Source organism: uncultured Streptococcus sp., from assembly GCF_963521255.1.
In the GTDB taxonomy this organism is placed as follows: domain Bacteria; phylum Bacillota; class Bacilli; order Lactobacillales; family Streptococcaceae; genus Streptococcus.
Window position 1 is genome coordinate 11,946 of sequence record NZ_CAUQTU010000005.1, and the last position, 21,720, is coordinate 33,665.

20 protein-coding genes are annotated in these 21,720 nt (G+C 40.2%); 17 read left to right on the forward strand and 3 right to left on the reverse strand.

The window, feature by feature from the left end; genetic code table 11:
• Positions 1-15: 15 nt before the first annotated feature.
• The gene (locus RWP09_RS04810; RefSeq protein WP_033688590.1) at positions 16-552 is read right to left on the reverse strand and encodes a biotin transporter BioY; all 537 of its coding nucleotides are present in this window, start codon (positions 550-552) and stop codon (positions 16-18) included.
• A gap of 190 nt (positions 553-742) precedes the next feature.
• Positions 743-2,089, reverse strand: a complete 1,347-nt coding sequence (gor, locus tag RWP09_RS04815) for a glutathione-disulfide reductase (RefSeq protein ID WP_314434570.1) — start codon at positions 2,087-2,089, stop codon at positions 743-745.
• A gap of 290 nt (positions 2,090-2,379) precedes the next feature.
• On the opposite strand from gor, the gene RWP09_RS04820 reads away from it, so the two are divergent.
• From RWP09_RS04820 to ciaH, 15 genes are all read left to right on the forward strand, one after another.
• On the forward strand, positions 2,380-3,582 hold the full coding sequence (locus tag RWP09_RS04820; RefSeq protein WP_314434836.1) for an efflux RND transporter periplasmic adaptor subunit: 1,203 nt from the start codon (positions 2,380-2,382) through the stop codon (positions 3,580-3,582).
• Positions 3,566-4,267 (forward strand): ABC transporter ATP-binding protein, encoded by a 702-nt coding sequence (locus tag RWP09_RS04825; protein WP_314434572.1) that lies wholly within the window; start codon positions 3,566-3,568, stop codon positions 4,265-4,267. The genes RWP09_RS04820 and RWP09_RS04825 overlap by 17 nt, the downstream gene beginning before the upstream one ends.
• A gap of 1 nt (position 4,268) precedes the next feature.
• Positions 4,269-5,528 carry an ABC transporter permease gene (locus tag RWP09_RS04830; RefSeq protein ID WP_314434574.1) on the forward strand — a complete coding sequence of 420 codons (1,260 nt, stop codon included), beginning with the start codon at positions 4,269-4,271 and terminating at the stop codon, positions 5,526-5,528.
• A 123-nt stretch (positions 5,529-5,651) separates the two neighbouring features.
• Positions 5,652-7,649 (forward strand): methionine--tRNA ligase, encoded by a 1,998-nt coding sequence (metG, locus tag RWP09_RS04835; RefSeq protein ID WP_314434576.1) that lies wholly within the window; start codon positions 5,652-5,654, stop codon positions 7,647-7,649.
• Positions 7,650-7,782: 133 nt separating this feature from the next.
• The gene (locus tag RWP09_RS04840) at positions 7,783-8,103 is read left to right on the forward strand and encodes a PadR family transcriptional regulator (protein ID WP_314434578.1); all 321 of its coding nucleotides are present in this window, start codon (positions 7,783-7,785) and stop codon (positions 8,101-8,103) included.
• 3 nt (positions 8,104-8,106) lie between these two features.
• On the forward strand, positions 8,107-8,922 hold the full coding sequence (locus tag RWP09_RS04845; protein WP_314434580.1) for a hypothetical protein: 816 nt from the start codon (positions 8,107-8,109) through the stop codon (positions 8,920-8,922).
• A 74-nt stretch (positions 8,923-8,996) separates the two neighbouring features.
• Entirely contained in the window at positions 8,997-9,923 is a 927-nt protein-coding gene (locus RWP09_RS04850) for an aldo/keto reductase (protein ID WP_314434582.1), read from the forward strand.
• Between the two features lie 99 nt (positions 9,924-10,022).
• Positions 10,023-10,259: a DUF2829 domain-containing protein gene (locus RWP09_RS04855; RefSeq protein WP_314434584.1), complete on the forward strand. Its 237-nt coding sequence runs from the start codon at positions 10,023-10,025 to the stop codon at positions 10,257-10,259.
• Positions 10,252-10,950 (forward strand): 3-oxoacyl-ACP reductase, encoded by a 699-nt coding sequence (locus RWP09_RS04860; RefSeq protein ID WP_314434586.1) that lies wholly within the window; start codon positions 10,252-10,254, stop codon positions 10,948-10,950. The genes RWP09_RS04855 and RWP09_RS04860 overlap by 8 nt, the downstream gene beginning before the upstream one ends.
• A gap of 10 nt (positions 10,951-10,960) precedes the next feature.
• Positions 10,961-11,461, forward strand: a complete 501-nt coding sequence (locus RWP09_RS04865) for an NUDIX hydrolase (RefSeq protein WP_314434588.1) — start codon at positions 10,961-10,963, stop codon at positions 11,459-11,461.
• The gene (locus RWP09_RS04870; protein ID WP_314434839.1) at positions 11,439-12,323 is read left to right on the forward strand and encodes a putative PEP-binding protein; all 885 of its coding nucleotides are present in this window, start codon (positions 11,439-11,441) and stop codon (positions 12,321-12,323) included. The genes RWP09_RS04865 and RWP09_RS04870 overlap by 23 nt, the downstream gene beginning before the upstream one ends.
• Positions 12,283-12,723 (forward strand): ASCH domain-containing protein, encoded by a 441-nt coding sequence (locus tag RWP09_RS04875; RefSeq protein WP_314434590.1) that lies wholly within the window; start codon positions 12,283-12,285, stop codon positions 12,721-12,723. Before RWP09_RS04870 ends, RWP09_RS04875 begins: the two co-directional genes overlap by 41 nt.
• A 122-nt stretch (positions 12,724-12,845) precedes the next feature.
• On the forward strand, positions 12,846-15,392 hold the full coding sequence (locus tag RWP09_RS04880; RefSeq protein ID WP_314434592.1) for a M1 family metallopeptidase: 2,547 nt from the start codon (positions 12,846-12,848) through the stop codon (positions 15,390-15,392).
• 258 nt (positions 15,393-15,650) lie between these two features.
• On the forward strand, positions 15,651-16,325 hold the full coding sequence (ciaR, locus tag RWP09_RS04885; protein ID WP_000590639.1) for a two-component system response regulator CiaR: 675 nt from the start codon (positions 15,651-15,653) through the stop codon (positions 16,323-16,325).
• Positions 16,315-17,649: a two-component system sensor histidine kinase CiaH gene (gene ciaH, locus RWP09_RS04890; RefSeq protein WP_314434595.1), complete on the forward strand. Its 1,335-nt coding sequence runs from the start codon at positions 16,315-16,317 to the stop codon at positions 17,647-17,649. Before ciaR ends, ciaH begins: the two co-directional genes overlap by 11 nt.
• 33 nt (positions 17,650-17,682) lie before the next feature.
• On the opposite strand, the gene RWP09_RS04895 is transcribed toward ciaH, so the two are convergent.
• Entirely contained in the window at positions 17,683-17,970 is a 288-nt protein-coding gene (locus tag RWP09_RS04895) for a DUF3270 domain-containing protein (protein WP_314434598.1), read from the reverse strand.
• 139 nt (positions 17,971-18,109) lie between these two features.
• On the opposite strand from RWP09_RS04895, the gene RWP09_RS04900 reads away from it, so the two are divergent.
• Both RWP09_RS04900 and RWP09_RS04905 read left to right on the forward strand, forming a co-directional pair.
• On the forward strand, positions 18,110-19,039 hold the full coding sequence (locus tag RWP09_RS04900) for a peptidase U32 family protein (protein WP_173275045.1): 930 nt from the start codon (positions 18,110-18,112) through the stop codon (positions 19,037-19,039).
• Positions 19,040-19,238: 199 nt separating this feature from the next.
• Complete coding sequence (locus RWP09_RS04905) at positions 19,239-21,689, forward strand: bifunctional DnaQ family exonuclease/ATP-dependent helicase (RefSeq protein WP_314434607.1); 2,451 nt, start codon at positions 19,239-19,241, stop codon at positions 21,687-21,689.
• Positions 21,690-21,720: the final 31 nt, after the last annotated feature.

Sequence of the window (21,720 nt, forward strand, 5' to 3'; positions counted from 1 at the left end):
ACTCGATATCCTTTTTTAGTTAGTAAAGTAAGCCTGATTTTTAAGGCGTTGAAGTAATGGACGGCTAATAAAACTAATAGCAATAATTTTACCAAGATCTGGGATGATAAAGGGAAATACCCCCACAGCAAGAGCTTTTTCAAATGGCATTCCAGCTAGGAAATGCAATCCAATGATCCCACCAACAAAGACAAGTGTATCTCCTAAGAGATTTGCTAGAAAAATTCTGACAAAACCACTATCACTGTTAGTTAGAGAAGAGGTAAGTCCAGAATAAACGAGATAAAACCAAAGATAGCCTGCAGTAGGACCAATCAAAGCATGAAATCCAGCTCCACCTCCTGCAAAGACAGGAAGACCGATAGCACCTAGAAGAAGATAGAGTCCAACAGAAAGTACAGCCTCTCTCGGTCTAAAGACAGTAGCAATCAAGCCGATTGCAAAATTTTGCAGAGTGAAGGGAACAGGTCCAATTGGAAGACTGATTTGTGCCAAAACAGCAATGAGAGCAGCCCCAATAGCAGGGATAGCATAAACGTGAGCTTTTTTCAAAATAGTTAACCTCTTTTCTTATGTATAGTAACTATTATACTTGATTTAATATTATTGTCAACCTGTTTTTATAACAAAGGTAACAAAAAACTGTAACGGCCGATCTTGCTGACTAGGTAAGTTGTTTTCATCGATTTGTAAATCATCAAAAAAGAAGCAGACACATTTGTATCAGCTTCTTTTATTTCGATTAACGCATGGTTACAAATTCTTCAGATGCAGTTGGGTGAATCGCCACAGTTGCATCAAAGTCAGCCTTGGTTGCTCCCATTTTGATAGCAACAGCAAATCCTTGAATCATTTCATCAACGCCGTAGCCAATTCCATGAAGTCCGACAACTTTTTCTTCAGAACCAGCTGTTATCAATTTGAAACGAGTTTCTTGACGGTTGTAAGTGCAAGCAGAGTACATAGAAGTAAAGCTTGATTTATAAACCTTGATTTGGTCTTGACCGTATTCTTTAATAGCTTGCTCTTCTGTCAAACCAACAGTTCCGATAGCAGGGTGTGAAAAGACAACAGTTGGAATAGTTGAGTAATCCATTTTTGCAGTTGTTTTGCCGTTAAAGAGACGTTCAGATAGGGTACGCCCAGCCTTGATAGCAACTGGAGTTAGTTCTTTTTCGCCTGTTACATCACCTAGAGCGTAGATCCCTTCAACCACAGTATTTTGGTATTCATCCACTTGGATAAAGCCACGTTCGTTCAGAGTTACTCCAGCTTTTTCAAGTTGCAAGTCCTTAACGTTTGGACGGCGACCAGTAGCCCAGATAACTTGGCTAGCTGTGTGACTAGTACCATCTTCAAAATGAATGGTAATGCCTTCAGCAGTTTTTTCTAACTTGACAGGGACTTTGTGAGTATGAAGTGGTAAGTTCGTTCTTTCCATTTCCTTAACTAAACCTTCAACGATGTAAGAATCAAAACCACGTAAAGGACGGTCGCGACGAACAAAGAGATCTGTCTTGATACCAAAGGTGTGGAGTACGCCAGCCAATTCGACGGAGATATAACCAGCGCCTAGAATAGCAACTGACTCTGGCAATTCTTCCCAAGCAAATACATCATCAGAAGAGCCACCTAGCTCAGCACCAGGAATATTTGGGATACTTGGGTGGGCACCAGTAGCAATCACGATATGTTTAGCACGAATCAGTTCACCATTTACACTGACAGTATGAGAATCTACAAATTCAGCATGGCCTTCAATCAGGTCTACGCCGTTGCGTTTAAAACTGCCATCATAAGAAGAACGAGCGCGATCAATGTAGGCTTCACGATTGCGACGTAGGGTTGCAAAGTCAAAGTTAAGATCAGTAGTCTTAAAGCCGTAGTCTTCTCCAAATTGATGGAAAGTCTCAGCGATTTGTGCTCCATACCACATGATTTTTTTAGGAACACATCCGACGTTGACGCAGGTTCCACCTAGTTTCTTTTCCTCAATAACGGCTGCTTTGGCTCCGTGTTCACCAGCACGGTTCATGGTAGCAATTCCTCCGCTACCTCCACCGATAGCAATGATATCATATTCTCTCATTGAAAACTCCTTTGTACTCTTTTAAATAGTAGAGTGTCATTTTTTGATAGTCATATTCTATCTTTTTTTTGATTTGATTGCAAAAATCTGCTACGTTCAAAAAAATTAAAGAAAAGGCTTGCAAAAAGGAAAAATAAAGTGTATTATATAACTAGTACAATGATAACAAAAATAAATTCCGAACAATAAGTGAATCCTGAAATGTCATTATTTCGTTCTGAACTGTTATTGTTTATATATGGTAATTTTTGTATAATATTGTTAAGGACTTTAAATCAAAAAGGAGTTTCATTATGAAAAAAAATGGTAAAGCTAAAAAGTGGCAATTGTATGCAGCAATTGGTGTGGCAAGTGTAGTTGTATTGGGGGCTGGGGGAATTTTGCTCTTTAGACAACCTTCTCATACTGCTGTAAAAGATGAAGCTACTCATCTTGTTGTTGCTAAGGAAGGAAGCGTGGCATCTTCTGTCTTATTGTCAGGGACAGTAACAGCAAAAAATGAACAATATGTTTATTTTGATGCTAGTAAGGGAGATTTAGATGAAATCCTTGTTTCTGTGGGTGATAAGGTCAGCGAAGGGCAGGCTTTAGTCAAGTATAGTAGTTCAGAAGCCCAGGCGGCTTATGATTCAGCTAGTCGAGCAGTAGCTAAGGCAGATCGTCATATCAACGAACTCAATCAAGCACGAAATGAAGCCGCTTCAGCTCCTGCTCCACAGTTACCAGCGCTAGCAGGAGGAGAAGGTGCTGCAGCGCAAGCTCCAGTCTCAGGAAATTCAGTTTCATCTATTGATGCACAACTGGGTGATGCTCGTGATGCCCGTGCAGATGCAGCAGCGCAATTAAGCAAGGCTCAAAGTCAGTTGGATGCAACGACTGTTCTTAGTACCTTAGAGGGAACTGTAGTCGAAGTCAACCGCAATGTTTCAAAATCTCCAACAGGAGCTAGCCAGGTGGTAGTTCATGTCGTTAGCAATGAAAACTTGCAAGTTAAGGGTGAATTATCTGAATATAACCTTGCCAACCTATCTGTTGGTCAAGAAGTAACCTTTACTTCTAAAGTTTACCAAGATAAGAGCTGGACTGGTAAGATTAGCTATATCTCTGATTACCCTAAAAACAATGGCGAAGCAGCAAGTGCAGCTACTGCCGCAGCAGGTGGTAATTCTGGTTCTAAATATCCATATACTATTGATGTTACAAGTGAAATCGGTAACTTGAAACAAGGATTCTCAGTAAGTGTTGAGGTGAAGAACAAGACTAAAGCTATTCTGGTTCCTCTAACAAGTGTTGTGATTGAAAATGATAAGAACTATGTCTGGGTGCTTGACGAGCAGAAAAAGGCCAAGAAAGTGGAAGTTGGTTTGGGTAATGCTGATGCAGACAACCAAGAAATCATTTCAGGTCTGACAAATGGAGTCAAGGTCATCAGTAACCCAACGTCTTCTCTAGAGGAAGGAAAAGAGGTGAAGGCTGATGAAGCAACTAATTAGTCTAAAAAATATCTGCAGAAGCTACCGTAACGGTGACCAAGAACTGCAGGTTCTCAAAAATATCAACCTAGAAGTGAATGAGGGTGAATTTGTTGCCATCATGGGACCATCTGGTTCGGGTAAGTCTACTCTCATGAATACCATTGGTATGTTGGATACACCAAGTAGTGGAGAGTATTATCTTGAAGATCAAGAAGTGGCTGGATTGGGTGAAAAACAACTAGCCAAGGTTCGCAACCAACAAATCGGTTTTGTCTTTCAGCAGTTCTTTCTTCTATCCAAACTTAATGCTCTGCAAAACGTAGAATTGCCCTTGATTTACGCGGGAGTTTCGGCTTCAAAACGGCGCAAGTTAGCTGAGGAATATCTAGATAAGGTTGAATTGACAGAACGTAGTCATCATTTGCCTTCGGAATTATCTGGTGGTCAAAAGCAACGTGTAGCCATCGCGCGTGCCTTGGTAAACAATCCTTCTATTATCCTAGCGGACGAACCGACAGGAGCCTTGGATACCAAAACAGGTAACCAAATCATGCAATTATTGGTTGAACTGAATAAAGAAGGAAAAACCATTATCATGGTAACGCATGAGCCTGAAATCGCTGCTTATGCTAAACGCCAGATTGTCATTCGAGATGGAGTTATTTCATCTGATAGTGCACAGTTAGAAAAGGAGGAAAACTAAGATGCAGAATCTGAAATTTGCCTTTTCATCTATCATGGCTCACAAGATGCGCTCTTTGCTTACCATGATTGGGATTATCATTGGTGTTTCATCAGTTGTTGTGATTATGGCTCTGGGAGATTCCATGTCTCGTCAGATCAATAAAAATATGACCAAGTCACAGAAGAATATCCATGTCTTTTTCTCACCTATCAAAAGCAAAGATGGTTCTTTTACCCAAAAGCAATCAGCATTGACAGTTTCTGGGAAAGAAGAGGAGGTTCATGTTGAACCACCAAAACCACAAGAATCCTGGGTCAGGGAGGCGGCTAAACTCAAAGGGGTGGACAGTTATTATGTAACCAACTCGACCAATACCACCCTGTCTTATAAAGATAAAAAAGTGGAGCGCGCTAGCCTGACAGGTGGAAATATTACTTACATGAAGGCGGTTGAAAATGAAATTGTTGCAGGCCGAAGTCTGATAGCTCAGGATTATAAAGAGGTGGCCAGTGTCATTTTATTAGACCAAGAACTTGCTAATAGTCTGTTTGGATCTGCTCAAGAAGCTGTCAACCAGGTTATAGATGTTGGTGGCTTTAGCTATCGTGTCATTGGTGTCTATACCAGCGATGAGGCCAAGACTGCTAAGACTTTTGGTATTGGTGGACTTCCAATCACGACTAATATCTCTCTTGCCAACAACTTCAATATGGATGAAATTTCTGATATTGTATTCCGTGTTAATGATACCAGTTTGACACCAACTGTGGGACCAGAATTAGCTAGAAAATTGACCGAGATTGCCGGTATTCAGCAAGGGGAGTATCAGGTGGCAGATGCGACTGCAGCCTTCCAAGAAGTACAACAACTTTTTGGATTTATGACGACGGTTATTAGTGCCATCGCAGGAATTTCTCTCTTTGTTGGCGGGACTGGTGTTATGAACATCATGCTGGTTTCGGTGACAGAGCGTACGCGTGAGATTGGTCTCCGTAAGGCCTTGGGTGCAACACGTGCTAATATTTTAATCCAGTTTTTGATTGAATCCATGATTTTGACCTTGCTTGGGGGAGCTATTGGTCTAACCATTGCGACAGGCTTAACAGCTATAGCTGGTCTACTCTTGCAAGGATTGATAGCTGGTATAGAAGTAGGAGTATCAATCCCAGTTGCCCTATTTAGTCTTGCAGTTTCGGCTAGTGTTGGTATGATTTTTGGAGTCTTGCCAGCCAACAAGGCATCGAAACTTGATCCAATCGAAGCCCTTCGTTATGAATAGAATAAACAAGATGGACACTTGTCTATCTTGTTTTTGTATAGATTTCCCTATCAAAAATCCTTAAAAATGTGATATAATGAAGTGTTAGAAAAACAGGTTCCATTTGCCTGGAAAGGAAAAATTATGTCTGAAAAGAATTTTTATATTACAACGCCGATTTACTATCCATCTGGTAAACTTCATATCGGTTCTGCCTACACAACCATCGCCTGTGATGTCCTAGCCCGTTACAAACGCCTGATGGGCTACGATGTCTTTTATCTGACAGGTCTTGATGAGCATGGTCAAAAGATTCAACAAAAAGCAGAAGAAGCTGGTATTACACCACAAGCTTATGTTGATGGAATGGTAGTTGGAGTTAAAGAACTCTGGCAATTACTAGATATCTCATACGATAAGTTCATCCGTACAACGGATGATTACCATGAAAAAGTTGTCGCACAGGTCTTTGAGCGCTTGCTGGCTCAAGATGACATCTATTTGGGTGAATACTCTGGTTGGTATTCAGTTTCAGATGAGGAATTCTTTACAGAAAGCCAGCTTGCAGAAGTATTCCGTGATGAAGCTGGAAATGTAACTGGTGGTATCGCTCCATCAGGTCACGAGGTGGAATGGGTATCTGAAGAATCATACTTCCTTCGCCTCAGCAAATACCAAGATCGTTTGGTCGAATTTTTCAAGTCCCATCCTGAATTTATCACTCCAGATGGTCGTCTCAATGAAATGCTTCGCAACTTCATCGAGCCAGGTTTAGAGGATTTGGCAGTTTCTCGTACAACCTTTACATGGGGAGTGCCTGTCCCATCAAATCCAAAACACGTTGTCTATGTTTGGTTTGATGCTCTACTCAACTATGTGACAGCTCTTGGCTACGATCAAGACGAACACGCTAACTTTGACAAGTTCTGGAACGGAACAGTCTTCCACATGGTTGGAAAAGACATCCTTCGTTTTCACTCAATCTACTGGCCAATCCTTCTTATGATGTTGGACATCAAATTGCCAGAACGTTTAATTGGTCATGGTTGGTTTGTCATGAAAGACGGTAAGATGTCTAAGTCTAAAGGGAATGTTGTCTATCCTGAAATGTTGATAGAGCGTTTTGGACTAGATCCACTTCGTTACTACCTCATGCGCAGCCTTCCAGTTGGTTCAGACGGAACCTTCACTCCTGAAGACTATGTAGGTCGTATCAACTATGAATTGGCAAATGACCTAGGGAACCTCCTCAACCGTACGGTTTCCATGATCAACAAGTACTTTGGCGGGCAAATTCCTGCCTATGTAGAAGGTGTGACTGAATTTGACAATGCTCTTGCTCAAGTAGCTGCTGAATCAATTGCTGACTACCATACACAAATGGAAGCAGTTGACTACCCACGTGCGCTTGAAGCAGTCTGGACCCTTATCTCTCGTACCAATAAATACATTGATGAAACAGCTCCATGGGTATTGGCTAAGGATGAAGCTCATCGTGACCAATTAGCAAGTGTCATGAGCCACTTGGCAGCTAGCCTTCGCGTCGTAGCACACTTGATTGAACCATTTATGATGGAGACCAGTCGTGCAGTCTTGACTCAACTTGGTCTAGCAGAAGTTGCTAGCCTTGAGAACTTGAGCTTGGCTGACTTCCCAGCAGATGTGACTGTAGTTGCCAAAGGAACACCAATCTTTCCACGTCTGGATATGGAAGAAGAAATCGCCTATATCAAGGAACAAATGGAAGGCAATAAACCAGCAGTCGAAAAAGAGTGGAACCCAGACGAAGTTGAACTCAAACTAAACAAGGAAGAAATCAAGTTTGAAGACTTTGACAAGGTCGAAATCCGTGTCGCAGAAGTCAAAGAAGTGTCTAAAGTAGAAGGTTCAGATAAGTTGCTTCAATTCCGCTTAGATGCTGGTGATGGTCATGACCGTCAAATCCTTTCAGGAATTGCCAAATACTATCCAAATGAACAAGAATTGGTCGGCAAAAAAGTTCAAATCGTTGCTAACCTCAAACCACGTAAAATGATGAAAAAATATGTCAGCCAAGGGATGATCCTCTCAGCTGAACATAATGGACAATTAACCCTTCTCACAGTTGATCCAGCTGTACCAAACGGAAGTGTGATTGGGTAAAAATAGACAGGACTAGTTCATGCTAGTTCTGTTTTTTTATTTAACTATTATGCTTTACAAACTAGTGTAGAAGTAGTATACTATAGGTGAAGCTACTAGTAGGTATTACAAAATAGGTAAGAAGGGAGAAGGGATGAAAGAAACCCAACTATTAAAAGGTGTTCTTGAAGGTTGTGTCTTGGATATGATTGGTCAAAAAGAGCGATATGGTTATGAGTTGGTTCAGATTTTGCGAGAGACTGGATTTGACACTATCGTTCCAGGAACTATTTATCCTTTGCTGCAAAAGTTAGAAAAAAATCAATGGATAAGAGGCGACATGCGCCCGTCGTCAGATGGTCCAGATCGGAAGTATTTTTCGTTAACTAAAGAAGGAGAAGAGCGTGTCTTAGTCTTTTGGCAACAATGGGACGATTTGAGTCAAAAAGTAGAAGGGATTAAGAATGGAGGGTAAATTATGAAGAAAATGAAGTATTATGAAGAAACAAGCGCTTTGCTGCATCAGTTTTCTGAGGAGAATCAGCAGTATTTTGAGGAACTGTGGGATAGTTTTAATCTTGCTGGATTTCTCTATGATGAAGACTATCTCAGAGAGCAGATCTATTTGATGATGCTAGATTTCTCAGAAGCAGAACGAGATGGCATGAGTGCAGAGGATTATCTAGGTAAGAATCCTAAAAAAATAATGAAAGAGATGCTCAAGGAAGCACCCCGTAGTTCTATCAAGGAGTCCCTTTTGACGCCAATTCTTGTCCTAGCGGTATTACGTTACTATCATCTACTGGGTGATTTTTCTAAAGGTCCTCTCTTAACAGTCAATTTGCTCACATTTTTAGGGCAACTTCTTCTTTTTCTGATTGGATTTGGACTTGTGTCCACAATCTTACGTTGGGGGCTAGTCCAAGATTCTCCTAAGATGAAAATTGGCACTTATATTGTCGTTGGAAGTATAGTTCTTCTAGTTGTTCTAGGATATGTAGGAATGGCAAGTTTCATACAAGAAGGGGACTTTTATCTTCCTGCTCCCTGGGATAGTTTCCTTGTCTTTACGCTTTCTCTAGTCATCAGTATTTGGAATTGGAAAGAAGCGGTCTTTCGTCCCTTTGTCAGTATGATTGTTGCCCATCTTGTTGTAGGTTCTCTGCTCCGTTACTATGAGTGGATGGGCATTTCACATGTTTTTTTCACAAAAATCATTCCTTTAGCTGTTCTCTTTATTGGTATTTTTCTTTTGTTCCGTGGATTTAAGAAGATAAAATGGAGTGAAATATAGTCAAAAAGCCGTTGCAAAGCGGTTTTTTGTTATAATGAAGGGAAGAATGTTAGAAATTAAAGGAGAAAAATTTGATGAGATACATAACTCTTGGTCAAGATGACAAAGAATTATCAGAAATTGTTCTCGGAATGATGAGAATAGAAGATAAGTCTGTAAAAGAAGTTGAAGAGCTTGTAGAAACAGCACTTTCTGTTGGAATCAATGCTTTCGACTTGGCTGATATTTATGGTCGTGGTCGTTGTGAAGAACTGTTAGGTCTTGTCCTAAAAAATCGTCCAGATTTAAGAGAAAAGATGTGGATTCAGTCCAAATGTGGCATTCGCATTGAAGAATTTACCTATTTTGATTTTTCTAAGGACTATATTATAAAATCAGTTGACGGAATTTTGCAAAGATTGAAGATTGATTATTTAGATAGCTTGCTCCTTCATCGACCAGATGCTTTGATGGAATCTGACCAAGTAGCAGAAGCCTTTGATCTCCTTTATAAACAAGGTAAGGTCCGAGATTTTGGAGTTTCTAATCAAAATCCTATGATGATGGAGTTACTTAAAAAAGATGTCAAGCAGCCGTTAGCTGTTAATCAGCTACAATTGAGTGCAGCTTTTACTCCAGGATTCGAATCAGGTTTTCATGTTAATATGGAAGATAGTCAAGCAGCTATGCGAGATGGCAGCATTTTTGAATATTGCAAATTACACGATGTGATCATTCAAGCATGGTCTGTCTTACAATTTGGGTATTTTAAAGGGAATTTTGTTGGAAATGAGAAATTTAAAGCTTTAAATCAAGTACTTGATCGTTTAGCTATTAAGTATGGAGTAACCTCTTCAACTATTGCCATTTCTTGGATATTGCGTTATCCAGCAAAAATGCAGGCAGTCGTAGGTACCACAAATACTAAGCACTTGAGAGAAGTTAGCCAAGCGGCAAACTTTAGCTTAACAAGAAAAGAATGGTATGAAATTTATCTTGCTGCAGGGAATAATTTGCCGTAAGTAGAAGCAGATGTAAATAAATCACAGTCAAAAAGCCGTTTCAAAGCGGTTTTTTTGTTATAATGAAGGGGAGGATTATTGATATTAAAGGAGAAAAACATGACATTTGAAGAAATTCTACCTGGGTTAAAGGATAAGAAAAAATATGTACGAACTGGTTGGGGAGGTGCTGAAAACTATGTCCAACTTTTTGACACCATTGAACAAAACGGTTTTGCACTTGAAGTGACGCCCTATTTCCTAATTAACGTGTCTGGAGAAGGAGAAGGTTTTTCCATGTGGAGTCCGACACCTTGTGATGTTTTAGCGACGGATTGGGTAGAAGTGCATGACTAAATGTGTACTCGTTACAGGCGTGAGTTCAGGGATTGGTCTGGCTCAAGCTCGCTTCTTTTTAGAGAAGGGCTATCAAGTTTATGGAGTTGACCAGGGTGAAGATCCACTATTAGAGGGTGATTTCCACTTTTTACAGAGAGATTTGACCTTGGACTTAGATCCTATTTTTGACTGGTGTCCTCAGGTTGATGTTTTGTGCAATACTGCTGGAGTGTTGGATGATTACAAACCACTGTTGGAACAGACAGCGCAGGAAATTCAAGAAATTTTTGAAATCAACTATATGACTCCTGTTGAGTTGACTCGCTATTATTTGACACAAATGCTGGAGAATAAAAAAGGGACCATTATCAATATGTGCTCTATTGCTTCTAACTTAGCAGGCGGTGGAGGACACGCTTATACTTCTTCGAAGCACGCCTTGGCTGGCTTTACCAAGCAGTTGGCTCTAGATTATGCTGAAGCTGGGATTCAGATCTTTGGCATTGCTCCAGGAGCAGTCAAGACAGCTATGACCGCTGCCGATTTTGAGTCAGGTGGATTGGCTGACTGGGTGGCTAGTGAAACACCCATCAAACGCTGGATAGAGCCAGAAGAAGTGGCAGAAGTCAGTCTTTTTTTGGCTAGTGGAAAGGCATCTGCCATGCAGGGACAAATTCTGACAATAGATGGTGGCTGGTCTTTGAAGTAGGAGGAGTTGGATGGAAATCAAAAATCATTTTGGAGTCTATGCTGTTTGCTTTGAAAATGGGAAGTTACTCTGCATTGAAAAAACGAGAGGCCCTTATCAACATCGGTATGATCTACCTGGAGGCAGTCAGCAACTTGGTGAAGGACTGACGGAAACGCTGACTAGAGAAGTTATGGAAGAGACGGGATTTACTGTTAGAAGCTATTCTAATCCTCGAATCTACGATGTTTTCGTCAGGGAAGAGTTAAAAAATTTTATGGTTCACCATGTCATGGCCTTGTATGATGTTGAAATGAATGAGAGTGCACCTCAAGTTACGACTTCGGAAGCTGTGTCTGATGGTGCGAATGATTCACTTGGATATGTTTGGATGGATATTCAAGAGATCACAGAAGAAAATGCATCGCCATTAGTATTGAAGGTTAAGTCTGAATTATTAGAATTTCCAGAACTGGACAAGACTTCTTACATGAATTGGAAGGTGAATGATGAAAAATCAACTTGCTCTTAGTGGCGAAAAAATTATTGAAAAAGTTTATCCCCAACTATTTCATCATGTTGGCATGATTCGTGGGGAATACTTGTTGAGGGAGCTTAACCAAAACATCCTGTTACCAAGTTGTCAGCAATTTGTAAAAGATTATCTAGAGACTATCTGCTCCCTGTACTCAGATCAAGAAGTTTGGTATCGTTTTACTGAATTAACGAATACAGAAGCTAATTGTCTAGAGGGAACTAAACAGCATTTTGACGAACGTCATCCTTTGTTTGGATATAGAGGAACTAGGCGTTTACTGGCGTGTCCGAATGAATTTCATGCTGAGGCAAATGTTGTTACAAAAGTTTATCAAACCAATCCTAATCTGTCTGTTATTTTTCCTTTTGTCAATGATGCTGACCAATTAAACCAAGCTATTACAGTATTGCGTGAGCATGGTTTTACTGGGAAAATCGGCACAATGGTTGAATTACCGTCAGCTTATTTTGACTTGGACAGGATACTGGAAACTAGTATTTCAAAGATTATAGTTGGAATGAATGATTTAACTTCTTTTGTTTTTGCGACTGTGAGAAACAGTCAATGGCATGATATGGAAAGTCCAATAATGTTAGATATGCTGAGACAGATGCAGGATAAAGCAAGAAAGAACAAGATTGATTTTGCTGTAGCAGGCTATCTGAATACTTCTTTCATACAAAAAACAAATCAGATGGGTATCGAATGCATTATCCACTATAGTTCTATTCCAGAGATTTTTAATTTAGAGATTGACCATCCAGACCATCTCAAACACATAAAAGAAGAAAGTAAAAAATTACAAAGGAGCGCCCATGACACCGCAAGAAATGTGGAATGCATACAAGGAAATTAACCCCTCTATAGGAGATGAAATCGATGCTTGGGCTTTTGGAGTGGAAGCAGACCTTTTAGCAGATTTGGTTTTAAGAGGCGAAAAGACTGCAACAGCATCAGCCTACGATCTCTATGCACTAGAAGCCGAGTCTCTTCCTCAAGAAGGAACTTTTGATGTCATTCTAGATAGTCAAAATCAGGCTGTCTGCATTGTCGAAATTAAAAAGGTTTCTGTCCAGCCCTTCCATCAAGTTTCTGCTCAACATGCCTTTAAGGAAGGGGAGGGTGACAAATCACTTGCCTATTGGCGTCAGGTTCATGAGGCTTGTTTCGCCGAATGGCTGAGAGAAGCAGGGCTGACTTTTACACCTAACAGCAAGGTCGTTTTAGAAGAATTTCGCAAGGTCTACCCCCTGTAGACTATTAGAAGGAAGAAAGTTTTGGAAATCGCCGTCCAATCCTTTTTTCTCAAGCAAAACATGATATAATAAGTTTGTTTGAAGAAGAGCTCTAGCTCTTAAACTTAGAATAGGAGAAAATTATGCAAGCAGTTGAACATTTTATTAAGCAATTTGTTCCTGAACATTATGATTTATTTTTAGACTTGAGTCGTGAGACCAAGACTTTTTCAGGGAAGGTAACCATCACTGGCCAAGCACAGAGTGACCGCATTTCCCTTCATCAAAAAGACTTGGAAATCACTTCTGTAGAAGTTGCAGGGGAAGCTCGCCCATTTACAGTTGACCATGACAATGAAGCCCTTCATATTGAACTTGCGGAAGCAGGTCAAGTGGAAGTGGTTATCGCTTTCTCAGGAAAAATTACAGACAACATGACAGGGATTTACCCTTCTTATTACACAGTTGATGGAGTCAAGAAGGAAGTCTTGTCTACTCAGTTCGAGAGCCATTTTGCGCGCGAAGCCTTCCCATGTGTGGATGAGCCAGAAGCCAAAGCAACTTTTGACCTCTCTCTACGTTTTGACCAAGCAGAAGGTGAATTGGCCTTGTCTAACATGCCAGAAATCGATGTTGAAAACCGTAAGGAAACAGGTATCTGGAAGTTTGAGACAACACCTCGCATGTCTTCTTACTTGTTGGCCTTTGTTGCGGGTGATTTGCAAGGTGTGACGGCTAAAACTAAAAACGGTACTCTTGTAGGTGTCTACTCAACCAAAGCCCACCCACTATCTAACCTTGATTTCTCACTGGACATCGCTGTTCGCTCTATCGAGTTTTACGAAGATTACTATGGAGTTAAGTACCCAATTCCTCAATCTCTCCACATCGCCCTCCCTGACTTCTCAGCTGGTGCTATGGAAAACTGGGGTCTTGTGACCTATCGTGAAGTTTACTTGGTTGTGGATGAGAACTCAACATTTGCTATCCGTCAACAGGTAGCCCTCGTTATTGCCCATGAGCTTGCTCACCAATGGTTCGGTAACCTTGTAACTATGAAGTGGTGGGATGACCTTTGGCTCAATGAAAGTTTCGCTAACATGATGGAATACGTCTGTGTGGATGCTATTGAACCAAGCTGGAATATCTTTGAAGATTTCCAAACAGGTGGAGTACCAGCCGCTCTTAAACGTGATGCGACTGATGGTGTTCAGTCTGTCCACGTCGAAGTCAAACACCCAGATGAAATCAATACACTCTTTGACGGAGCTATCGTCTATGCCAAAGGAAGCCGTCTCATGCATATGCTTCGCCGTTGGCTCGGCGATGCTGATTTTGCTAAAGGTTTGCATGCTTACTTTGAAAAACATCAGTACAGCAATACCATTGGTCGTGACCTTTGGGATGCTCTTGGTCAAGCGTCTGGACGTGATGTCGCATCCTTCATGGATTCTTGGCTGGAACAACCTGGTTATCCAGTTCTTACTGTCAAAGTTGAAAATGATGTCTTGAAGATCTCACAAAAACAATTCTTTATCGGTGAGCACGAAGACAAGAACCGTCTCTGGGTTGTGCCATTGAATACCAACTGGAAAGGTTTGCCTGATACACTTGAAACTGAAAGTATCGAAATCCCTGGGTACTCAGCTCTTCTTGCTGAAAATGAAGGAGCTCTTCGTCTCAACACTGAAAATACAGCCCACTACATTACTGACTATCAAGGTGAATTACTGGATGCTATTCTTGCTGACCTAGTTGAGCTTGATAACACAAGTAAACTTCAAATCGTTCAAGAACGTCGTTTGTTGGCTGAAGCAGGGCACATTTCTTATGCTGACTTGCTCCCAGTCCTTGATAAACTTGCTAAAGAAGAATCTTACCTTGTCGTTTCAGCTGTTTCTCAAGTGATTTCTGCCCTTGAGCGCTTTGTCGATGAAGGTACAGAAGCTGAAAGAGCCTTCAAAGCACTAGTTGCTAAATTGGCTCGTCACAACTATGACCGTCTTGGTTTTGAAGCTAAAGATGGCGAATCAGATGAGGATGAATTGGTTCGTCAATTGACCATTTCCATGATGATTCGTTCAAATGACGAGGAAGCAAGTCAAGTTGCTAGCCAAATTTTCGCAGCCCACAAGGATCGTCTTGCAGGACTCCCAGCAGCCATTCGATCACAAGTTCTGATCAATGAGATGAAACATCATGAGACTAAGGCTTTGGTCGCAACTTATCTGGACCTTTACACTCATGCGACGGATGCGGTCTTCAAGCGCCAGTTGGCAGGAGCTCTTGCCTACAGTACAGATGCGGAGAATATCCAAACCTTGATTGCTTCTTGGAAGGACAAATTTGTGGTTAAACCACAAGACTTGTCAGCTTGGTATAATCATTTCCTATCTCATCAAGCAACTCAGGAAACAGCTTGGTCTTGGGCGCGTGAAAACTGGGCTTGGATTAAGGCAGCTCTTGGAGGAGATATGAGCTTTGATAGCTTTGTTATCCTTCCTGCCCATGTATTCAAGACAGAGCAACGCTTGGCGGAATACAAGGAATTCTTTGAGCCACAACTTTCTGACCTAGCTCTTAGCCGTAACATCGGTATGGGAATCAAGGAAATTGCAGCGCGTGTTGACTTGATTAACCGTGAAAAAGCTGCAGTCGAAGCAGTCGTTCTTCAATACGGAACTAAATAATTAAGACTAAATAAAAGAAAACTCAGCTATCTCATGTAATACTCTTCGAAAATCTCTTCAAACCACGTCAGCGTCGCCTTGCCGTAGGTATGGGTACTGACTTCGTCAGTTCTATCCACAACCTCAAAGCAGTGCTTTGAGCAACCTGTGGCTAGCTTCCTAGTTTGCTCTTTGATTTTCATTGAGTATAAAATGCAGAGAGTTGAGTTTTTTTTAAGGCAAATTTGGTATAATGGTTTTAATAAGGAGGAGTTTCTCATGATAAAAATCTTATTAGTTGAGGATGACCTAGGCCTGTCAAATTCAGTATTTGACTTTTTAGACGATTTTGCAGATGTCATGCAGGTATTTGATGGTGAAGAAGGTCTCTACGAAGCTGAAAGTGGCGTCTATGACTTGATTTTGCTCGATTTAATGTTGCCTGAAAAAAATGGCTTCCAAGTCTTGAAAGAATTGCGTGAAAAAGGAATTACGACACCAGTTCTGATCATGACTGCCAAGGAAAGTTTGGATGACAAGGGACATGGATTTGAACTGGGAGCGGATGACTATCTGACCAAACCTTTCTACCTAGAAGAACTCAAAATGCGAATTCAAGCCCTTCTCAAACGTTCAGGTAAGTTTAATGAAAACACCTTGACTTATGGAAATATTGTAGTTAATTTGTCAACAAATACCGTTAAGGTTGAAGATACTCCTGTCGAATTGCTGGGGAAAGAGTTTGATTTATTAGTCTATTTCCTGCAAAATCAAAATGTTATTTTGCCCAAGACTCAGATTTTTGATCGTCTATGGGGATTTGATAGTGACACAACGATTTCAGTTGTAGAAGTCTATGTTTCAAAAGTCCGTAAGAAATTAAAAGGAACCACTTTTGCAGAGAATTTGCAAACCTTGCGCAGTGTTGGGTATATTTTAAAAGATGTTCAGTAAACTAAAAAAAACATGGTATGCGGATGACTTTAGTTATTTTATTCGCAACTTTGGTGTCTTCACTCTGATTTTCTCCACCATGACCTTGATTATTTTACAGGTCATGCACTCGAGTCTCTATACTTCGGTGGATGATAAGCTTCATGGACTGAGTGAAAATCCTCAGGCAGTTATTCAGCTGGCAGTAAATAGGGCAACAGAAGAGATTAAAGACTTAGAGAATGCCGCTACAGATACTAGTAAGACTGAGATAAAACCCAATGTCAGTTCCAACACAGAAGTCATTCTTTTTGATAAGAATTTTACCCAGCTCCTTTCTGGAAATCGATTTTTGGGATTGGATAAGATTAAATTAGAGAAAAAAGAACTAGGCCATATCTATCAGATTCAAGTTTTTAATAGCTATGGACAAGAAGAAATCTATCGCATGATTTTGATGGAAACGAATATCAGTTCGGTTTCAACCAATATCAAGTATGCAGCTGTCTTGATAAATACCAGTCAGTTGGAGCAAGCTAGTCAAAAGCATGAGCAATTGATTGTGGTTGTGATGGCTAGTTTCTGGATTTTGTCTTTACTTGCCAGTCTCTATCTAGCTAGGGTCAGTGTTCGTCCTCTGCTTGAGAGCATGCAGAAGCAGCAGTCCTTTGTAGAAAATGCCAGTCATGAGTTACGAACTCCTCTTGCAGTTTTGCAAAATCGTTTAGAGACCCTTTTTCGTAAGCCAGAAGCAACCATTATGGATGTGAGCGAAAGCATTGCATCGAGTTTGGAAGAAGTCCGAAATATGCGTTTTTTGACGACGAACTTATTGAATTTAGCTCGTAGAGATGATGGAATTAAGCCGGAACTTGCAGAAGTTCCAACCAGTTTTTTCAATACGACTTTCACAAATTATGAGATGATTGCTTCGGAAAATGACCGTGTCTTCCGTTTTGAAAATCGGATTCATCGAACGATTGTCACAGATCAGCTTCTTTTAAAACAACTGATGACCATCCTATTTGATAATGCCATCAAATATACTGAAGAGGATGGTGAAATTGATTTTTTGATTTCAGCAACCGATCGCAATCTGTATTTACTTGTTTCTGATAATGGAGTCGGTATTTCAGCAGAAGATAAGAAGAAGATTTTTGACCGTTTTTATCGAGTGGACAAGGCTAGAACCCGTCAAAAAGGTGGTTTTGGTTTAGGATTATCCCTAGCCAAGCAAATTGTAGATGCCCTAAAAGGAAGCATTACTGTTAAAGATAATAAACCAAAGGGAACAATCTTTGAAGTGAAGATAGCCATCCACACACCATCTAAAAAGAAAAAATAAAAATATCGCTCCAGCTGGGGCGATATTTTGGATTTATCTTTTACGTTTTTGTTTGATAATAAATCGTTGAACTTTTAAAACAAGTAAGCTGGATCCGATTGCTGCGACAAAGGCAAGAGCAGTTGATAATTTTAATGCTAAAAAGATAAAACTAAAGATGGCAATACAGATACAAAAAACAGCGATATTAACAAAAAATAGGATTTCCTTGAGATTGGTATCAGATTGCGCTTCAGGTGTATAATCTTGATAGCGAGGAACCTGCTGGCTTAATTCTTCTTGATAGTCTACCTCATAGGATTGTAATTTTCTTACGGGCATTATTCTCTCCTTAACAGTACATACCTATTTTATCATTTTTTCAGCAGAGAATTATTACAGAAAGGTTACAAAAAGAATAAAGTCCCTTTTCATTTTCAAAGAATAGCTGATTTTTGAGAAATATGGTATAATTTTCCTTATGGAAAAGATTATCATTACAGCAACTGCTGAAAGTATTGAACAAGTTAAACAACTGCTCGAAGCTGGCGTAGACCGTATCTATGTCGGTGAGAAAGATTTTGGCCTTCGTCTGCCAACAACCTTTAGTCATGACCAACTGCGTGAAATCGCTAATCTGGTTCATGATGCTGATAAGGAATTGATTGTTGCGGTTAACGCCCTCATGCACCAAGATATGATGGATCGTATCAAGCCCTTCTTAGACTTCTTGGAAGAAATCAAGACAGACTACATCACGATTGGGGATGCAGGTGTCTTTTATGTGGTCAATCGAGACGGTTATTCCTTTAAGACTATCTACGATGCTTCAACTATGGTGACAAGCAGTCGTCAGATCAACTTCTGGGGACAAAAGGCTGGTGCATCTGAGGCTGTTTTGGCGCGTGAAATTCCATCTGCTGAACTCTTCAAAATGCCAGAGATTTTGGAAATTCCTGCTGAAGTTTTGGTTTACGGAGCTAGTGTCATCCATCATTCTAAGCGTCCGCTCTTGCAAAATTACTATAACTTTACGCACATCGATGATGAAAAGACGCGCAAGCGTGACCTTTTCTTGGCAGAGCCAAGTGACCCTGAGAGCCATTACTCTATCTTTGAAGACAATCATGGTACCCACATCTTTGCCAACAATGACCTTGATTTGATGACCAAATTGACAGAATTGGTAGAGCATGGTTTCACTCACTGGAAACTAGAAGGGCTCTACACACCTGGTCAGAATTTTGTTGAGATTGCAAAACTCTTTATCCAAGCACGTAGTTTGATTCAAGAGGGCAACTTTAGCCATGATCAAGCCTTCTTGCTGGATGAAGAAGTTCGTAAACTTCACCCTAAAAACCGATTCCTTGATACAGGATTTTATGATTACGATCCTGATATGGTTAAATAAAGTAAATGGATAGTTGAGAGAAGGAAGATGCAAACATTTCTTCTCTCAATTTTTCTTATTCTCCAATATTTTCAAAAAAATAAGTAGGCTAGGATGCTCTGTTTGCTGGGATTTTTAAGAAAAGTAACCTTCTTGAGTTTAAAAATTATCCCATGTTTGCAGGTGCCAAATGTCCCTTTTTTTGGTATAATTTTTTATAATGAAAACGATTGGTAATCGCTATGTTGTGGTGGATTTAGAGGCAACTAGCACAGGTAGTAAGGCTAAAATTATTCAAGTGGGAATTGTTGTGATTGAGGATGGAAAAATCGTCGATCACTATACGACGGATGTCAACCCACATGAACCTTTGGATGCTCATATCAAAGAACTGACAGGATTGACAGACAAACGTCTGGCGCAAGCACCTGATTTTTCGCAAGTTGCTAGAAAAATCTTTGACTTGGTGGAGGATGGGATTTTTGTAGCCCATAATGTTCAGTTTGATGCCAATCTCTTGGCGGAAAATTTATTTTTTGAAGGCTATGAGCTAAGAAATCCTCGTGTTGACACGGTCGAATTGGCTCAGGTCTTTTTCCCTGAACTGGAAAAATATAGTTTACCGATATTGTGTCGAGAATTAGGAATTCCTCTTAAGCATGCTCACACAGCCCTTTCAGATGCTCAAGCTACAGCGGAATTACTTCTTTTTTTACGAGAAAAGATGGCCCAACTTCCTAAAGGACTCTTGGAACGTTTGCTGGGAATGGCTGACGCCCTCTTATATGAGTCCTACCTGGTTATTGAAGAAATTTATCGCAGCCAATCTATCCTGAGTTTTCCAGACTTGGTCGAAGTTCAAGGACTGTATTTCAAGAAAATTGCAGCTCCAAATAAGCCAAGAAAATTATCTCAGGATTTTTCTAAGAATATTTCTCTGTTGAACCTTGAAGTGAGGGAGAAGCAAGAAAGTTTTGCTAAAGAGGTTGACTTGCTATTGAAAGATGAGCTTGTCTCTCTGATTCAAGCACCGACAGGGATTGGGAAAACCTATGGCTATCTCTTACCCTCTTTATCCCAAGTAAAAGAGCGTCAGATTGTCCTTAGCGTTCCGACAAAGATTCTTCAAAATCAAATCATGGAAGAAGAAGGTAAACGTCTCAAGGAAGTGTTCCATATAGACATTCATAGTTTAAAGGGACCACAAAATTACCTGAAGTTGGATGCCTTTTATCGTTCCTTGCAGGAAAATGATGAAAATCGCTTATTTAGACGCTTTAAAATGCAACTCTTGGTCTGGTTGACAGAGACAGAGACAGGAGATTTGGATGAAATTGGTCAACTCTACCGTTACCAACATTTTCTAACAGTTCTTCGTCATGACGGGAATTTATCATCTCAAAGCTTATTTGTGACGGAAGATTTTTGGAAACGTAGTCAAGAAAGGGCACAAACCTGTAAGATTTTAGTGACCAATCATGCCTATCTTGTAACCAGACTTGAAGATAATCCTGAATTTGTCAGCGACCGTTTATTGATTATTGATGAAGTCCAAAAAGTTTTGTTGGCTATAGAAAATCTGCTTCAAGAGACCTACGATATCCAGTCTATTATCGATTTGCTTGATAAGGCTTTACTGGAGGAGCAAAATAAGGTTCAACAACGAATACTAGAAAGTATTCGCTTTGAGTTTATTTACTTGATAGAACAATTTCAGTCTGGAAAATCTAAGAAGAGTATCTTGGATTCTTTTGCCAATCTCCGCCAGTATTTTTCAGAATTAGAGGTAGAAGGCTTTGAGGAACTGGTTCGCTATTTTACTGTTGAAGGTGATTACTGGCTTGAAGCAACTGAAACGAGTCAGAAGAAAATTCAGATTTCTTCTACAAAATCAGGTCGTATTTTTCTATCTTCTTTAGTGCCTGATTCATGTCAAGTCTTGGGAGTGTCGGCCACTCTTGAGATTAGTCAGAGGGTTTCTTTGGCAGACCTTTTAGGCTATCCTGAAGCCAAATTTGTCAAGGTTGAAGCTGGTAAAAAACAGGATCAAGAAGTGGTCTTGATCAAAGATTTTCCTCTAGTAACAGAAACCTCCTTAGAAGTCTATGCCAAGGAGGTAGCTGATTTGCTGATGAAAGTTCAAGCTTTCCAGCAACCGATTTTGGTTCTCTTTACTGCTAAAGACATGCTTCTAGCAGTATCAAATTTACTCCCTGTAAGTCATTTAGCCCAGTATAAAAATGGCGATGTCCATCAGCTAAAGAAACGTTTTGAAAAAGGTGAACAACAAATCCTGCTTGGTGCAGCAAGTTTCTGGGAGGGAGTTGATTTTTCAAGTCATCCTTTTGTGATTCAAGTTGTACCAAGACTTCCTTTCCAAAATCCCCAAGAGCCCTTAACTAAAAAGATTAATCAGGAACTGAATCAAGAAGGGAAAAATGCCTTTTATGATTATCAATTGCCTATGGCCATTATTCGTTTAAAGCAGGCTTTGGGAAGAAGTATGAGACGCGAACACCAACGTTCCTTAACTCTTATTTTGGATAAGAGAATTGTCGGAAAGCGATACGGCAAGCAAATAGTGACTTCTCTAGCAAAAGAAGCGAGCGTTACAACGATCGCTCAATCTGAAGTTAATGAGGCTATTGATAGATTTTTAAATGAACTTTGATAAATAGTATTGTATGAAAGTATAAGGTTAG

Bases quoted from the DNA above. Each gene is read 5' to 3' on its own strand.
- RWP09_RS04900 (WP_173275045.1), top strand. From the start codon at position 18,110: ATGGAAAAGATTATCATTACAGCAACTGCTGAAAGTATTGAACAAGTT.
- ciaH (WP_314434595.1), top strand. From the start codon at position 16,315: ATGTTCAGTAAACTAAAAAAAACATGGTATGCGGATGACTTTAGTTAT.
- RWP09_RS04905 (WP_314434607.1), top strand. From the start codon at position 19,239: ATGAAAACGATTGGTAATCGCTATGTTGTGGTGGATTTAGAGGCAACT.
- RWP09_RS04845 (WP_314434580.1), top strand. From the start codon at position 8,107: ATGAAGAAAATGAAGTATTATGAAGAAACAAGCGCTTTGCTGCATCAG.
- gor (WP_314434570.1), bottom strand. From the start codon at position 2,089: ATGAGAGAATATGATATCATTGCTATCGGTGGAGGTAGCGGAGGAATT.
- metG (WP_314434576.1), top strand. From the start codon at position 5,652: ATGTCTGAAAAGAATTTTTATATTACAACGCCGATTTACTATCCATCT.
- RWP09_RS04895 (WP_314434598.1), bottom strand. From the start codon at position 17,970: ATGCCCGTAAGAAAATTACAATCCTATGAGGTAGACTATCAAGAAGAA.
- RWP09_RS04825 (WP_314434572.1), top strand. From the start codon at position 3,566: ATGAAGCAACTAATTAGTCTAAAAAATATCTGCAGAAGCTACCGTAAC.
- ciaR (WP_000590639.1), top strand. From the start codon at position 15,651: ATGATAAAAATCTTATTAGTTGAGGATGACCTAGGCCTGTCAAATTCA.
- RWP09_RS04830 (WP_314434574.1), top strand. From the start codon at position 4,269: ATGCAGAATCTGAAATTTGCCTTTTCATCTATCATGGCTCACAAGATG.
- RWP09_RS04850 (WP_314434582.1), top strand. From the start codon at position 8,997: ATGAGATACATAACTCTTGGTCAAGATGACAAAGAATTATCAGAAATT.
- RWP09_RS04840 (WP_314434578.1), top strand. From the start codon at position 7,783: ATGAAAGAAACCCAACTATTAAAAGGTGTTCTTGAAGGTTGTGTCTTG.
- RWP09_RS04865 (WP_314434588.1), top strand. From the start codon at position 10,961: ATGGAAATCAAAAATCATTTTGGAGTCTATGCTGTTTGCTTTGAAAAT.
- RWP09_RS04855 (WP_314434584.1), top strand. From the start codon at position 10,023: ATGACATTTGAAGAAATTCTACCTGGGTTAAAGGATAAGAAAAAATAT.
- RWP09_RS04875 (WP_314434590.1), top strand. From the start codon at position 12,283: ATGACACCGCAAGAAATGTGGAATGCATACAAGGAAATTAACCCCTCT.
- RWP09_RS04860 (WP_314434586.1), top strand. From the start codon at position 10,252: ATGACTAAATGTGTACTCGTTACAGGCGTGAGTTCAGGGATTGGTCTG.
- RWP09_RS04870 (WP_314434839.1), top strand. From the start codon at position 11,439: ATGAAAAATCAACTTGCTCTTAGTGGCGAAAAAATTATTGAAAAAGTT.
- RWP09_RS04880 (WP_314434592.1), top strand. From the start codon at position 12,846: ATGCAAGCAGTTGAACATTTTATTAAGCAATTTGTTCCTGAACATTAT.